Origin of the sequence: Salinimicrobium profundisediminis (genome assembly GCF_026241755.1) — a bacterium.
In the GTDB taxonomy this organism is placed as follows: domain Bacteria; phylum Bacteroidota; class Bacteroidia; order Flavobacteriales; family Flavobacteriaceae; genus Salinimicrobium; species Salinimicrobium profundisediminis.
This window is the reverse complement of the sequence record NZ_JAPJDA010000007.1, coordinates 58,526-72,465: the sequence shown is the minus strand read 5'-3', so window position 1 is coordinate 72,465 and position 13,940 is coordinate 58,526. Positions and strand designations below refer to the sequence as shown.

Below are 13,940 nucleotides of genomic sequence, written 5' to 3'. Positions count from 1 at the left end.
GTTAACATGTAAATATGAGGACGTTGCTGCAGCTTAACTGCAGCAAGGCCCAAATACTTAGAAACTGAAATCTAATATGTTAACTCTGTGCTTCTTCTTTATTTCTTATAACAAGCCTGAATCCTTCCCCATGAATGTTAAGGATCTCAACGTTCTCATCCTTTTTAAGGTATTTACGCAGCTTGGCAATATAAACATCCATACTTCGGGATGTAAAATAGTTGTCATCTCTCCAAATCTTTGTTAGAGCAAGCTCTCTTGGCATAAGATCGTTCTCATGTAAGGCGAGCAGGCGCAGCAATTCATTTTCTTTTGGAGAAAGTTTTGAAGGCTCTTCATCCCTAAAGGTAAGGAAGCGGAGCTTTGAATTGAGGTGGAAATCACCAATCTGGAATTCAAACTGCTTACTATCGGCCACACTATCTGTAGCTTTACGCTGCATAATGGCTTTGATCTTCATAAGCAGTACCTCACTGTCAAAAGGCTTGTTGAGGTAATCATCTGCCCCTACTTTGTAACCTTTCAACACATCTTCTTTCATTGCTTTCGCAGTTAAAAAGATAATTGGCACTTCTTCGTTCTTTTCCCGTATTTCTTTGGCCAGGGTAAAACCATCTTTATAAGGCATCATTACATCAAGAATGCAAAGATCAAAATCATCTTTTTTAAACTTTTCAAATCCTTCCATTCCATTCTTGGCATGAGTGACCTCATAATCGTTCATGGCCAGGTAATCTTTTAATACCGTTCCAAAGTTTGGATCGTCTTCAACTAGTAAAATCTTCTTATTTTCAGTTTCCATAAATTAAGATATTAGTGGTAGTTTAATTATAAATGTACTTCCTTTTCCTTTTTCACTTTCCACGCTAATTTGTCCGTGGTGATCATCAAGGATACGCTTTGCATAGGCAAGACCCAGGCCGTGGCCTTTCACATTATGGATATCTCCCGTATGCTCACGATAAAACTTCTCAAATATTTTTTTCTGCACAGGTTTCGTCATTCCGCTCCCCTGGTCACGTACCTTCATTACAATGTAGTTCTTTACATTCTCGGTGTAGATATCAATCTTTGGGGTATCTGGAGAATATTTTACTGCATTGTCCAAAAGGTTCACAATTACATTGGTAAAATGGGTCGGGTTTGCCAGAATGGAAGCCCTTAAAGCCCCAAAATGTGTTTGTACATACCCTTGTTTGTCTTCTACAATTAACTCTACATGGGTTATAGCTTCTTCAATCAACTCATGTAAATCAAGTCTTTCTTTTTTAAGGTCCAGTTCGTTCTTTTCGAGCCTGGAAATTCGCAATACGTTCTCTACCTGGGCGTGCATTCTTTTATTCTCATCCCTTATCATGCGGTGATAATGCGCCACCTTTTCGGGGTTGTTCATCACCTTCGGATTCTTAATAGCATCAAGCGCCAAATTTATTGTCGCAATAGGGGTTTTGAACTCATGCGTCATGTTATTAATAAAATCCGTTTTTATCTCGGATATCTGTCTTTGCCTTATCAACTGAGAGAGCGCACTGGAATAAGCTATCACAATAATAAGCGTAAAAATAATTGATAAAGCCGCCATCAAAGTAATGGAAGACAATACAACCTGTTTCTTTTCAGTGAAATTTACGAACAATTGGTAATTGTTACTGCTATTCCCCGAAGTAAAAATAGGCACCCTGTAAGTGGTCCTGGCATCCAGTTCAAAATTCTCTGACTGTACCTTGGTAGCCAAACCATTACCGTAAATTCCGTATTCAAAGGAGGTATTCATCCCCCTGTTGCTTAGCTCCGTCTGGATCAAATCTTCAAGGTATGACCTGGAAACCCGCTCATGCAGAGGTTTCCTGCTCGTATATTCGCTCACAGTAGAACGGATAAATTCCTTCTCTACATCTTTCATCCTAAAGATGCGGTTGATCCTGCCAGTGGTAGAAAGCATATTCTCATTCATACTGTCGTTCTCCACCAGCTTTGACACCTTCCGGTTAATCAATTTTTTAAACTGAACGGTATCAACAGATGCATCCAGAAAAGCGGTAGAAAGCTTAAAATCTTCCTCTAAACTTCCCTGTGAAGATAGGTAAACATCATCTGAGAATTCTTGCTGTTCTTCAAATATTTCGTTTATAATAGCGCTGTCTGCCTGCGCCCCCAAACTGTCTACCAATTCCTGCATCGCGAAATAGTAGTTCTCCAGCTCGTTATTCTCTACCTCATTAGCTACTCTTCGCAGTATCTGTTTAGCATTAAAAGAGAACTGCTCTTCTTTGCTCTCAACTGTATTTTTTATCCAAAATCCCTGAACAAATATAATTCCTATAAGAGAGAGGCTCATGAGAACCACCAAAAGAAAAAATATCTTTTTGTTCATATCTTCAAAAGTATGATTTTAACATTTAGCCAAAATACCCTTTAACCAAAAGTTAACAAAAGAAATCCAGTATTTACGCGCTCTAGACGAGGGTTTCATGTAGTTCGTGCACTGCTTTACGGGTGCTGGAGAGCTCCTTATTTTCGATGATAAAGTCGGCCAGTTTCGCCTTTTCTTCATCACTCCACTGGTTGTTCATTCTGGCTTCGATTTCTTCGAGGGTAGATTTGTCGCGTTTTTTGAGCCTTTCAATCCTTCGATCTAAAGGGGCCGTGACAAGGAGATTGAAATCGCACTTTTTATATCCCCCGGATTCAAACAGAATGGCTGCTTCATAGATCACATAGGGCGCCACCTGCTCTTCTTTCCAGGATTCAAAATGCCGGGCCACAGCAGGGTGTATAATAGCATTTAATTGTTCAAGTTTCTCGCGGTCTCCAAAGACTTTTGAAGCAATATATTTTCTTTCGGGCAGCCCATTTTTATAGCTGTGTTCTCCAAAAAGTGCTTGTACGGCCGATTTTACCTCACTGTTGCTAACCATTAATAGTTTAGCTTCATCATCGGCGATAAAAACCGGAATACCAAGTTCTTTAAAGAAACCCGCAACAGTAGTTTTTCCGCTTCCAATACCTCCCGTAAGTCCTACTACTTTCATTTTTTAATAATAAACTGAATTCTCTTCTCATTAAGCCGAAGGTTTGAGGTGAAGTCGGGCTTTTTGATCACCTGGGGAATAAGGAAATCCTGCTCGCCCCTTACCTCGTTGAAATCTACCACCACTCTAAAATCTGAAGCTGTTACTTTATTAAACTCCTTCAGGTTGACCTGGTAGAACAAAACCACTTCCTTCGGAAATATCACCACATTAAGCCCTCGCGGCACATTCATAATTTCAATAGGCACCTGCACCTTTCCTTCAGTAAACTTTTCAACATCCAGGCTATACTCCACTTTATTGTTGTAAAAAGTGACATTTGGAAGTGCAGTGGTATCAAGATACACTGCCCCTTCTCTATCGTTCTTTACTTTTGCAAGGCTAAGCGGCTCGGTAAGAAGCCTCGAAAGGGTATCTAAAACGTTATCTGGGCCGCTCACCATAATGGAGTCGGGTGTAAACTGAAGATCACTTACAGCCGAATATCCGGCGGCGTACTCAATATTACTTCGGAAGATCACCGGCAGCTTTTTTTCCTGTTTCTGTTCAAAATTCACGGTGAGCACCTCCTTCAGGAATTGGTTATCATCCATATCGAGCTCCAGTTGAGACTGAAGCTGAGCCCTGTTTTCAATAAGATCGTACACCAGGTTACCGTCAGCTACATGGGCCTGTGCAAGGTCTATAGTTATGGTGGGTGCAAAAAGTGAGAACCAGGCAACGGTAAAACCATTCTCCTCTACCCTTAACTGAAGGCTTTCAGGATTGTTGAGCAGCAGTTTATCTGGCGGCACGTTCACATACTCCACAGGAATTTCTATCACTTCACTATACTGCTTTGAAAACTGCACAAAGATCCAGATCACGATCGCAAAGAACAGAAAGAACAAAAATGAATTGAAGTCGGTTTTTTTAAACCGCGCCTTTGTAACCGTTTTAAACCTATTGAGCATGTTTAAAAAATAGCTTTGGAAACCTCTCTTCCGGATCCATGTTGAACATCCTAAGATAGCAGGTTGACTTGCAGAAACCAAACCCATAACCCAGAAATTGTACGAGAGCAGCTACAATAGAAAAACCTGCAATTTTAATACTGCCGTTACGCACCAAAGAATGGAAAAACAGAACCAACAGATACACCACATACACCCACATAGGCAAATACCATCCAAAAAAGGCAAAAATCACAGCTACCACAAGCCCAAAACTAAATAAAGTCGGAAACCAGTACGTGATCTTAGCCGACTCTGGGTGCCACTTATTCAAAATTGGCCTTACCATCCCAAATTTATTCACCTGCCGGTAAAACTTCTCCCAGTCTATACGCCGCTTGTGGTACACGAAAGCTTCCGGAAATAACCGGCTTGAAAAATGCCCTTTTTGGAGCCTAAGTGCCAGGTCGGGATCTTCGCCGGGGTGAATTCTTCCGAAGCCACCACTAGCAAGAAACGCCTCTTTTGACAATCCCATATTAAAGCTGCGGGGTTCAAATTTTCCCAGCATCTTCTTTCCTCCTCTAATTCCGCCGGTAGTAAAAAAAGAGGTCATGGTATAATTTATCGCCTTCTGCAGGTCACTAAAACCTTCATGAGCAGCATCGGGGCCACCAAAACAGTGAGCAAAATCCTGCTGCAGCTCTTTTTCAACTTCAGTAAGATAATGCGGCGGCAAAAGTACATCAGAATCCAGGATCAAAAAGTAGTTCCCGGCAGCCCGGGCCATTCCGTAGTTACGGGAATCACCGGGACCTGAATTCGGCTTTTTAAAGTAGCTGATCTTCAGCATTCCGGCATATTGCTGCACCACTTCTTCCGAAGAGATTGTAGAACCGTCTTCTACGATCACCACTTCAAAGGCTTTGCCGTAGTCGAGTTCACACAAGCTTTGCAGCAGCTCCCTGATCTCGGCCGGGCGATTGTAAACGGGAACAATAAATGAGAAGGACAGCTTCATAGCACAAATGTATTAAAGAAAGTGGGACAGGCACCAAAAAATAAGAGGCCTCAAAATGACATTTTTAAGACCTCTTACTATCGATATTTGAACTAGCTTACTCTCCTTTTCCCTTTACAAAAGCTTCCATCACCTGCTGGCTCACTCCCATATTGGAGAAACCACCGTCGTTGAAAAGATTTTGCAGGGTAACTCTTTTTGTAAGGTCTGAAAACAGGGTCACAATATAATTTGCACAATCCATTCCTGTTGCGTTTCCAAGCGGCGACATTTCATCGGCATAAGCGATAAATCCGTCAAAACCTTTCACGCCGGTACCTGCAGTAGTAGGCGTGGGCGACTGGGAAATGGTGTTCACCCTTACTTTTTTCTCTTTTCCGAAGAAATACCCAAAACTACGGGCAATAGATTCAAGATATGCCTTATTATCGGCCATATCGTTATAATCTGGGAATACTTTTTGGGCAGCGATATAAGAAAGCGCCATAATGCTTCCCCACTCGTTCATGGCATTCTTTTTATAAAGGCTCTGCATGGTTTTATGGAAAGATACAGCCGATACATCCCAACCTTTAGTGGTGAAATCGTAATTCATATCGGTGTAATGGTTCCCTTTTCTAACATTGACCGACATTCCAATAGAATGCAGTACAAAATCGAGTTTTCCCCCAAGAATTTCCATGGCTTTATCTACAAGATTGTCCAGGTCTTCTACACTGGTAGCATCTGCAGGGATGATTTGCGAATTTGTCTTGTCGGCAAGATCTTTAATATTTCCCATTCGCATGGCAATAGGCGCGTTGGTAAGTACAAATTCTCCTCCTTCTTCATGTACACGCAAAGCGGTTTTCCAGGCAATAGAGTTTTCGTCTAAGGCTCCAAAGATGATCCCTTTCTTTCCTTTAAGTAGATTATATGACATGGTTTGGTTTTATAGTTTTTATTAAGCGGGTAAATATAATAAACATCTTTTAATTCAGAAGCGCTTTCGCATGGGCGACGGCAGAATCGCTAATGTTTTTGCCTCCAAGCATCATGGCCAGCTCTTCAACCCGCTCTTCTCCCCTGAGTTCCTTAATGTTGGTAATGGTGCTGTTAACGGCATCTTCTTTATAAATTTTGAAGTGCCTGTCCCCTTTTCCGGCAATTTGCGGAAGGTGTGTAATTGCAATAACCTGCATGTTTTTCCCCATTTTTTGAAGAATACCGGCCATTTTTTGAGCAATATCGCCCGAAACCCCTGTATCTATCTCATCAAATATAATGGTAGGCAACTTGCTGTAAGTGGCGAGTATACTTTTCACTGCCAGCATGATTCGCGACAATTCCCCGCCCGAAGCAGCCTTTTTAATTTCATTGTAGCTCCCGCCTTTGTTGGCCGCCAGCAACCAGTTAAGTTTATCCTGCCCGTTGTGAAAAAAGTCTTTTTGCTGCTCCAGCTCAATTTTTAGTGTAGCGTTGGGCATTCCAAGATCGGCAAGTATGGTCTCGATTTCCTTTACAAATTTCGGGATCACACTTTTTCGGGCAGCGTGCAGATCTGTTGCTATTTTATGCAGATCTTCTTTCTTTTCTGAAATGGCTTTTTCTGAATGTGCTATTTCTTCTTCGGCATTTTCTGAAACTGCTACTTTCTTTACGAGTTCTTCCTCGATTTGTTTTAGTTCATCTACAGTTGCAACTGCGTGCTTCTTCTGAAGGTTATACAACACCTGAAGCCTTGCATTCACCTGCTCCAGCTCTGCCGGATTAGCCTCCACCTTATCTAAAGCCGATTCGAGTTCGGTAGCTATATCGTCTAATTCTATATTCAGACTTTGCAGCCGCTCAAAAAGCTGCTGGTAATTACCTGAAATACCCGAAATGCGCTGCAAATTGTTCTTTGCTTCCCTTAAAGCGGCGGCGGCACCAATCTCTTCCTGCTGAATGTGATTTACAGCACTCCCAAGTTGATCGGTAAGTTGTTCTACATTACTCAGCTCTTCATAGCGCTCTTCAAGTTCTTCCTGCATTCCTGTTACCAGCTTTGCCTGCTGCAGTTCGGTAAGCAGAAAAAGGTTGTAATCGTATTCTTTGGTAGCCTGCGCCTGTTCTTCCCGCAACTGCTGTAGCTGTTTTTGAAGCACCCTGAGCTGCTGCATTTCGGCCTGATACTGCTTGAGCCTGGAAGCATTTGCCGCCAGGGAATCGATGACCAGGAACTGGTAATCGTTATCACCCAGGCTCAAAGTCTCGTGCTGACTGTGAATATCGAGCAGTCTTTCCCCAAGCACCTGGAGAGAAGAAAGATTTGCAGGAGTATCGTTTATAAATGCCCTGCTCTTGCCAGAAGGAAGAATTTCCCTCCTTATAATAGTTTGTGTTTCAAAGTCGAGGTCTTCTTCAGCAAAAAGAGCTTTTAGGTCATAGGAAGAAATGTTGAAGCTTCCTTCAATAACACATTTCTTTTCTTTGTCCCTTATTGCACTGTAGTCGGCACGCTTACCCAAAAGAAGGGAAAGAGCCCCGAGCATAATAGATTTACCCGCCCCGGTTTCTCCTGTAATTATTGTAAAACCACTTTGAAGATCCATTTGGATATCTTCAATTAGAGCGTAATTTTTTATAGAAAGGCTTGTAAGCAAGAGAATGAAAATTTTGGTTAAAGATAAGGCAAAATTCTATGGGCAGTAAGCAATTAACAGGGAGCAAATTTAAAAGAATCAAATGGCAGGCACCAAATTTGGCAGATTAATTTCCGAAGAAAAAAATCATCCCGACAAAGAAGGAATTTCTTCTGAAAGAATCCAATCCTCTCAAAAATGGCAATTTAATGAGAAAAAACTCCTGAAGCTTTGTGAAAAAAATATCTTAAAAAAAAGATGAATATTTTTCTCATCTGCGATCAAGTAAAAGTGGCGTTTAAAAAATACAATATCATTATAACTGCCTGTTTCTTTATAGAAATGAATACCCGAAAAAATAGTTCTCAAAAAAGCCATTTTTGGATAGCCATTCTTGCACCTGGCCTCATGAAAAATCTTCTAATGAGACTTCATTAATTCGGGCAATAAGCCTGTTCACAGCAGCAGGCTTTAATGAGTTCTTGGCATAATTACCCACGATATGCTTTTCCATAACATACGTAATTAAATGACACCTTGCCTGACTATAGATTTTGTTGTTTTGCCGTTGCAACATCTCCTGTTTAATTTCAAAAGTAAAAAGATCCTCTTCGGATGATGACGTCATCATAACGCATATATAAATTTCGTCAGCGTCGTATACATCTTCGTTGGAAATAATAATAGCGGGGTGGGTTTTTGTTTCTTTACTGTAAGGAAGATCAAAAAAAACTTCTATGATGTCTCCTCGTTTAAAAACTGCCATTTATTTTACGAGAAGTGTTTCGGTGTATTTCGAATTCATTTTAATCACTCCCCTCTTTAAAGAATCTTCCGAAGAAAATTTTTTCTTGTTTTGAAAAGTAATCCGATGTAAACGACCTTCAATTTTGTAAAGGATATTTTGCATGTAGATATATTTTTCCTTTACATTCTGATTTTCGAAATAGCTAACCTTCTGAAGCTCTTCACCAATTTCATCCATTTTTGAAATCGTCTTTTTTGTAGATTGTAAGAGTTTCATAGCTCCATCTTCATCAAGGTTCTCTATATGTTTTAAAGAACCTTCTAAAGAGAGAATAAAGGAATCTAATTCCTGACAAAAGCTCTTTAAACTTCTGTTTAAAAAAAAGTGCAAAAATCTTGATATAAGAGAGGTTCTACCTGCGTTTTTAACAACAGGACGAGCCATTTGTTCTATATCAATTGATAAATACATTGTTACTGGTGTAATCTAAATTTATACAAAAATACGATATTATATCCATTTCGATTCTAAAGTTATACTAAACCACTCTTTTATAGATTATTGCTAACGACTCGAATAGCGAAAGCTACAGTTTAAAAACTCTAACTTCTATGTTATAGCTAAAACTTTAAAGATCCTCTCAAAAATGGCAATTTTTGCAGCTATGTTGGCGCGGATTTGTAATCTGTACCGAACCTTTAACCAAAAATAGAGGTCTCGACTCCGCTCGACCTGACTGATCATATAAATTTAAAAGGAACAACAATCAGTTGGCGCGGATTTGTAATCCGTGCCGAAACTATTAATATATAATATTAGACCACCTTTCAGAAAAAGTAGGGGCGAGATTGTTGAGGGCTTCTACCACCTCCCGGGTGTTTACCTGAGGGCCACCACTAAAGATTTGTTCCACTTCGTCGGCCTTGGCATCAAAAAAAGTACGGAGTAAAAGTGAGTTGGGGCGACGGCTATTCATTCGCTGCAAATCCATTATTGCCCCGGCCACGGCTTCCTTCCCTTCTTGAGGAGACATGTGCATTACATCTAAGCCATTGCGGTGATAGGTGTAAAGCGCATCGCGATAGCCGGAATATGTATTTGACAGTAAATTGGCGTTGAGCTGGTAACGGGACCTATTGCCGTCTGTGCCTTTCCAGCCACTATAAGAGCTCTGCTGTGCAGTACCTACAACCTGGTTGGCAGTTTGAAAATAAGGTGTTCCTCCCTGTTTACTAAAGGTATCGGCATCAAGCCCCAGAATGGTATACACATAGAAACCAATTACCGAAACCAGGTTTGAATCAAATTGATTGGGACTAAATTCAAGCGGCTCATATTCGGAATAATTAAAAGCCAGCTGCTCATCGTTAAAGTTGAATACAGGCGTGATCATTGTAGAGCCAAAAACAGGACGGGACGACTGCACCTGAATGCTTCCTGAAAATTTATTGCCGTCATAGCTGCTGATGTTGATGAACATGCTGCAGTTGATACGCTCCTGCGGAAGAAATTCCCTGTCTGTCCAGCGCGTTTGATTCACAAACTCACTAATGGCGTTTTGCAGGGTCTTAAATACCGATGCATTTGCCTGGCCAGTTTGTTCAGAATTCACCACTACCTGGCAATTTAGCTCCTGCGCCCCTACGGCAAGGCTGAAACAAAAGACACACAAGAAAAGAATTATTCTATTCATCTAATAACAGGATTATTTCATTCAGGATATCCTGAGCCACTTCTCTTTTTGACTTCAGCGGAAAAGCTTTTACTTTCTCATCCTTAAAGAGGATCTTTACTTTATTGGTTTCAGACTTAAAGCCTGCACCCGAATCGTTCAGGGAATTGAGAACAATAAAATCGAGGTTCTTCCTCTTTAACTTCCCGCTTGCATTTTCCTCTTCATTTTCAGTTTCCAAAGCAAACCCGACCAGTAGCTGATGCTTTTTAAATTCTCCAAGAGAGGCTAATATATCAGGGTTCTTTACCAGCTGAAGTTCCATAGTCTCTGCCGACTTTTTGATCTTTTGAGAAGCCGAAATCTTCGGGCGATAGTCAGACACTGCAGCCGATGCAATGGCAATATCTACTTCAGAAAAATGATCTGTAGCAGCATTGTACATCTCCACAGCGCTTTGAACTCTAATAATCTTTATATCTTCATTAGGATTCTCTAAATGTGTAGGCCCCGAAATCAAGGTAACTTGAGCTCCGGCAGCATGTGCAGCCGCAGCGAGTTCAAAGCCCATTTTTCCGCTGGAATGATTTCCAATAAAACGTACAGGATCAATAGCTTCGTATGTTGGCCCCGCAGTAATTAGTACCTTTTTGTTGTAAAGCGGAAGATTTTCAGCAAGATGATTTGCAATGAACTTCACGATATCTTCGGGCTCGGCCATACGGCCTTCGCCAGTTAGACCACTGGCCAGCTCCCCCGAAGTAGCCGGGATCATAATATCTCCAAATGACCTGAGACTTTCAAAGTTCTCTAAAGTAGAAGGATGCTTATACATATCAAGATCCATAGCCGGGGCGAAATAAACCGGGCACCGTGCAGAAAGATAGGTAGCAAGTAAAAAATTATCGCTGTGCCCCTGTGCCATTTTTGAAAGGGTATTGGCAGTAGCAGGTGCAATTAGCATAAGATCGGCCCAAAGGCCCATTTCCACGTGATTGTTCCATTCATCATTATCGTCTTCCTCTTTGGTAAAAGATGAGATAACTGCATTTTTGGAAAGGGTGGATAAGGTAAGAGGGGTCACAAATTCTTTGGCTGCAGGGGTCATGATCACCTTCACCTGCGCCCCGGCTTTAACAAACAGCCGTACCAGAAATGCTGTTTTATAAGCGGCTATACCCGCGGTAACGCCGAGAAGTATTTTTTTGCCGCTTATTACAGACATAGCTTTTTATTCTTCGCTCTTTGTGTTGCGATAGTAGATTTTCTCTTCCAGCCACTCCTGAACCGCAAGTGCATGTGGCTTAGGTAGTTTTTCATAGAATTTAGAAACTTCGATTTGCTCCTTGTTTTCAAAGATCTCATCAAGGCTGTCGTTGTAAGTAGCAAATTCATCAAGCTTTTCAAGAAGTTCTTTCTTGATCTCGCCGTTTATTTGCGTAGCTCTTTTAGAAATTATAGAGATCGCCTCATAAATATTGTTAGTAGTAGAGTCGATCTTGTTCTTATCAAGCGTCGTAGTGTTTAGTGGAGCATCCGTTCTCTTTAGATCTATCATATTCTCGTCTCAGATTTATAATTGTTGTTCTTTTGTTTCAATGTCTTTTAAAGCAGTATTGGCCATCTCAATATATTCTCCTTCGGGATAATATCGCTGGTAATCTTCAAAATATTCCCGTGCATTTGCAAGCCTTTCGGGCATGGCATAAGCGTAGCTGTTGATGGCGTAAAGATAAGCCGACTCAAACTTGTAATACAGGGCCTTTTCTCTAAAGGGAGAACCCGGGTATTGAGAAATAAAATTATCAAATGCAGTTATTGCCGCTACGTAACTTTCTGTATGGTGATACTGTTTGGCAATTTCGTATGTTTTTCGCTCCAGCTTTACCCTAAGCTCTGTGGCTAGCTTATTAGCTTCATCCATTCTTTCACTTTCGGGAAAGCGGTTAATGAACTCCTGCATTTTACTAATCCCCTTTATGGTTTCAGTCTGATCAAGATAGTATGCCGGCGAAAGGAAGTAATAACTTTTTGCTCCTTTAAAAGCAGCCTCTTCGAGCTTTTCACTTTCAGGATAACTTTCCACAAAACGCTCAAACTGGTAGCCTGCCAGGAAGTAATCATTAAGTTCGTAATAAGTATCAGCAAACATGAAGGTAAGTTTCTGGCCCTGTGGCTTACCTCTGAACTCGGGCACCAATTGCTCAAACAGCCTGAGTGCTTTCCTGTATTTTCTTCGGGAGTTCCCCTCGCCTGCCTTGGCTTCGTTGTACAGATTCTCTGCAGTTGAATATTTTAGACCGGTATCCTTACTCTTTAAAACTTTTTGGTATTCACCACAAGAGGTAAAGAGGAAAATTACACTTAATAATAAGATTACTTTTTTCATCCTGAATTTTAACATCTGGCAAAAATACTCTTTTCTGCTTTATTATAAAAACTTTAGTTCCAGCATAAATTCGCCTTAAACCAAAGGATTTCTGCCGGTTTATGAATTAGAAATTACCTAAAAAGGTTTCGATTTTTTCGTTCAGTTTGTCGGTTGAAGAAACCAAAGGCAGCCTTAGCTTGTTTTTTCCAATTCCTTTCATCTGCAACAGTGCCTTTATCCCCACAGGATTTCCTTCAGCAAAAATAAGATCTATAGAAGGTGCCACTTTATAATGTAACTGGTAAGCTTCATCTACTTTTCTTTCAAGGCCCAGGCGCACCATTTTAGAGAACTCGGCCGGAAGCCCCTGTCCAATCACCGAGATCACCCCATGACCACCGGCAAGAACCATAGGCAATGTTACCATATCATCTCCCGAGATCACCAGGAAACTGGCGGGTACCGCATCAATAATCCTCATAGCCTGCACAATATCTCCCGCAGCTTCTTTGATCCCAATAATATTCTCAACCTGCGACAGTCGCTTTACAGTCTCGGGCAGCATATTAGACCCCGTTCTACCCGGCACATTATACATAATTATGGGTTTTGGCGATGCCGATGCCACTGCTTTATAATGCTGAAAAATGCCTTCCTGGGAAGGTTTGTTGTAATAAGGAGAAACCGATAATACTGTATCAAAAGCAGAAAGATTGGTGCTGGAAACCTCTTCGCAAACTTTGGCAGTATTATTCCCGCCAATTCCCAGTACTAAAGGAATACGACCATTGTTTTCTGAAACTACCGTATCAATAACGAGTTGTTTTTCCTGGGCAGTAAGGGTTGCGCTTTCGCCGGTAGTTCCTAAAACCACCATATAATCTATCCCGTTATCAATTTGGAAATTCACCAGCTTTCTTAGCGCTTCCTCATCTACGGAAAGGTCATCTTTAAATGGGGTGATTAAGGCAACACCCGTACCAATAAATTTATTCATTTAGGTTGCTGTATTTAATATTTTTCAGATATTTTTTTAGTTCATGTACAAAAACTTCAGCTTCTGAAAGTTCTGCGGAAATATTCAGGTCAAAAATGGCATTTTCATCATTCCTTTTCCTTCCTGCTTTTAACTGTGCCCGGCTAACCGAAACGAGAAAATCTGCCAGTTTATTTTCTTCAGCAGTAAAAGAAATCAAAACTTCATACTGAGTGTTCAAAAATGCTGAAGCACCTTCAGAAATCCTGCCATTCCAGCTGAAGTCGGCATTAGAGATCATAGGGTACTCAAAAATGCCATTTCTGAAACCTTTTTCGCGGCAAAAAACAAAACAAACCTGCTGCTTTTGAAGGGAAAGATCATCCTGTAGCTTCAAAAATGGCAAAATTGCCTGCTCATCTTCAGCATCAAGAATAAGGCCGAGTTGAAACCTCTTTTTTTCAGCAAAATTACCTGCCTGAGACCGCCATTTTTTTCGCGCTAAAGCGAACTTTATTTCCTGAATTTTCACCGGGCAAAATTATAGATATTCTTATTACCAAACGCAACCGCACCCGCCTATTT

Annotated in this window: 15 protein-coding genes; all 15 read right to left on the bottom strand. The window is 40.9% G+C overall.

What is annotated here, in order from left to right; all coding sequences use genetic code 11:
- Nucleotides 1–79: 79 nt before the first annotated feature.
- The 15 genes from OQ279_RS05670 to OQ279_RS05600 all read right to left on the bottom strand — a co-directional run bounded on the left by OQ279_RS05670 (nucleotide 80) and on the right by OQ279_RS05600 (nucleotide 13,887).
- On the bottom strand, nucleotides 80–802 hold the full coding sequence (locus OQ279_RS05670; RefSeq protein WP_266068874.1) for a response regulator transcription factor: 723 nt from the start codon (nucleotides 800–802) through the stop codon (nucleotides 80–82).
- Between the two features lie 3 nt (nucleotides 803–805).
- The gene (locus OQ279_RS05665) at nucleotides 806–2,374 is read right to left on the bottom strand and encodes a sensor histidine kinase (protein WP_266068873.1); all 1,569 of its coding nucleotides are present in this window, start codon (nucleotides 2,372–2,374) and stop codon (nucleotides 806–808) included.
- An 82-nt stretch (nucleotides 2,375–2,456) separates the two neighbouring features.
- Entirely contained in the window at nucleotides 2,457–3,032 is a 576-nt protein-coding gene (gene coaE / locus OQ279_RS05660; RefSeq protein ID WP_266068872.1) for a dephospho-CoA kinase, read from the bottom strand.
- Entirely contained in the window at nucleotides 3,029–3,985 is a 957-nt protein-coding gene (locus tag OQ279_RS05655; RefSeq protein ID WP_266068870.1) for a YbbR-like domain-containing protein, read from the bottom strand. Before OQ279_RS05655 ends, coaE begins: the two co-directional genes overlap by 4 nt.
- Nucleotides 3,975–4,985 carry a glycosyltransferase family 2 protein gene (locus tag OQ279_RS05650; RefSeq protein WP_266068869.1) on the bottom strand — a complete coding sequence of 337 codons (1,011 nt, stop codon included), beginning with the start codon at nucleotides 4,983–4,985 and terminating at the stop codon, nucleotides 3,975–3,977. The genes OQ279_RS05655 and OQ279_RS05650 overlap by 11 nt, the downstream gene beginning before the upstream one ends.
- Before the next feature lie 97 nt (nucleotides 4,986–5,082).
- The gene (locus tag OQ279_RS05645) at nucleotides 5,083–5,907 is read right to left on the bottom strand and encodes an enoyl-ACP reductase FabI (RefSeq protein WP_266068868.1); all 825 of its coding nucleotides are present in this window, start codon (nucleotides 5,905–5,907) and stop codon (nucleotides 5,083–5,085) included.
- Nucleotides 5,908–5,956: 49 nt separating this feature from the next.
- Nucleotides 5,957–7,609 carry a DNA repair protein RecN gene (gene recN / locus OQ279_RS05640; protein ID WP_266068867.1) on the bottom strand — a complete coding sequence of 551 codons (1,653 nt, stop codon included), beginning with the start codon at nucleotides 7,607–7,609 and terminating at the stop codon, nucleotides 5,957–5,959.
- Nucleotides 7,610–7,994: 385 nt separating this feature from the next.
- Nucleotides 7,995–8,354, bottom strand: coding sequence for a type II toxin-antitoxin system PemK/MazF family toxin (locus tag OQ279_RS05635; protein ID WP_266068866.1), 360 nt, complete (start codon nucleotides 8,352–8,354; stop codon nucleotides 7,995–7,997).
- The gene (locus OQ279_RS05630) at nucleotides 8,355–8,807 is read right to left on the bottom strand and encodes a hypothetical protein (RefSeq protein WP_266068865.1); all 453 of its coding nucleotides are present in this window, start codon (nucleotides 8,805–8,807) and stop codon (nucleotides 8,355–8,357) included.
- Nucleotides 8,808–9,138: 331 nt separating this feature from the next.
- Nucleotides 9,139–10,029, bottom strand: coding sequence for a type IX secretion system protein PorD (gene porD / locus OQ279_RS05625; protein WP_266068864.1), 891 nt, complete (start codon nucleotides 10,027–10,029; stop codon nucleotides 9,139–9,141).
- Entirely contained in the window at nucleotides 10,022–11,233 is a 1,212-nt protein-coding gene (gene coaBC / locus OQ279_RS05620) for a bifunctional phosphopantothenoylcysteine decarboxylase/phosphopantothenate--cysteine ligase CoaBC (protein WP_266068863.1), read from the bottom strand. The genes porD and coaBC overlap by 8 nt, the downstream gene beginning before the upstream one ends.
- 6 nt (nucleotides 11,234–11,239) lie before the next feature.
- Complete coding sequence (locus OQ279_RS05615) at nucleotides 11,240–11,566, bottom strand: DNA-directed RNA polymerase subunit omega (protein ID WP_274704439.1); 327 nt, start codon at nucleotides 11,564–11,566, stop codon at nucleotides 11,240–11,242.
- Between the two features lie 15 nt (nucleotides 11,567–11,581).
- On the bottom strand, nucleotides 11,582–12,397 hold the full coding sequence (locus tag OQ279_RS05610; RefSeq protein WP_266068862.1) for an outer membrane protein assembly factor BamD: 816 nt from the start codon (nucleotides 12,395–12,397) through the stop codon (nucleotides 11,582–11,584).
- Between the two features lie 106 nt (nucleotides 12,398–12,503).
- A complete protein-coding gene (gene dapA, locus OQ279_RS05605; RefSeq protein ID WP_266068861.1) occupies nucleotides 12,504–13,376 on the bottom strand; it encodes a 4-hydroxy-tetrahydrodipicolinate synthase in 873 nt (290 codons plus the stop codon).
- Entirely contained in the window at nucleotides 13,369–13,887 is a 519-nt protein-coding gene (locus OQ279_RS05600; protein WP_266068860.1) for a DUF6913 domain-containing protein, read from the bottom strand. The genes dapA and OQ279_RS05600 overlap by 8 nt, the downstream gene beginning before the upstream one ends.
- Nucleotides 13,888–13,940 lie beyond the last annotated feature (53 nt).

Bases quoted from the DNA above. Each gene is read 5' to 3' on its own strand.
- OQ279_RS05670 (WP_266068874.1), bottom strand. From the start codon at position 802: ATGGAAACTGAAAATAAGAAGATTTTACTAGTTGAAGACGATCCAAAC.
- OQ279_RS05665 (WP_266068873.1), bottom strand. From the start codon at position 2,374: ATGAACAAAAAGATATTTTTTCTTTTGGTGGTTCTCATGAGCCTCTCT.
- coaE (WP_266068872.1), bottom strand. From the start codon at position 3,032: ATGAAAGTAGTAGGACTTACGGGAGGTATTGGAAGCGGAAAAACTACT.
- OQ279_RS05655 (WP_266068870.1), bottom strand. From the start codon at position 3,985: ATGCTCAATAGGTTTAAAACGGTTACAAAGGCGCGGTTTAAAAAAACC.
- OQ279_RS05650 (WP_266068869.1), bottom strand. From the start codon at position 4,985: ATGAAGCTGTCCTTCTCATTTATTGTTCCCGTTTACAATCGCCCGGCC.
- OQ279_RS05645 (WP_266068868.1), bottom strand. From the start codon at position 5,907: ATGTCATATAATCTACTTAAAGGAAAGAAAGGGATCATCTTTGGAGCC.
- OQ279_RS05635 (WP_266068866.1), bottom strand. From the start codon at position 8,354: ATGGCAGTTTTTAAACGAGGAGACATCATAGAAGTTTTTTTTGATCTT.
- OQ279_RS05630 (WP_266068865.1), bottom strand. From the start codon at position 8,807: ATGTATTTATCAATTGATATAGAACAAATGGCTCGTCCTGTTGTTAAA.
- porD (WP_266068864.1), bottom strand. From the start codon at position 10,029: ATGAATAGAATAATTCTTTTCTTGTGTGTCTTTTGTTTCAGCCTTGCC.
- coaBC (WP_266068863.1), bottom strand. From the start codon at position 11,233: ATGTCTGTAATAAGCGGCAAAAAAATACTTCTCGGCGTTACCGCGGGT.
- OQ279_RS05615 (WP_274704439.1), bottom strand. From the start codon at position 11,566: ATGATAGATCTAAAGAGAACGGATGCTCCACTAAACACTACGACGCTT.
- OQ279_RS05610 (WP_266068862.1), bottom strand. From the start codon at position 12,397: ATGAAAAAAGTAATCTTATTATTAAGTGTAATTTTCCTCTTTACCTCT.
- dapA (WP_266068861.1), bottom strand. From the start codon at position 13,376: ATGAATAAATTTATTGGTACGGGTGTTGCCTTAATCACCCCATTTAAA.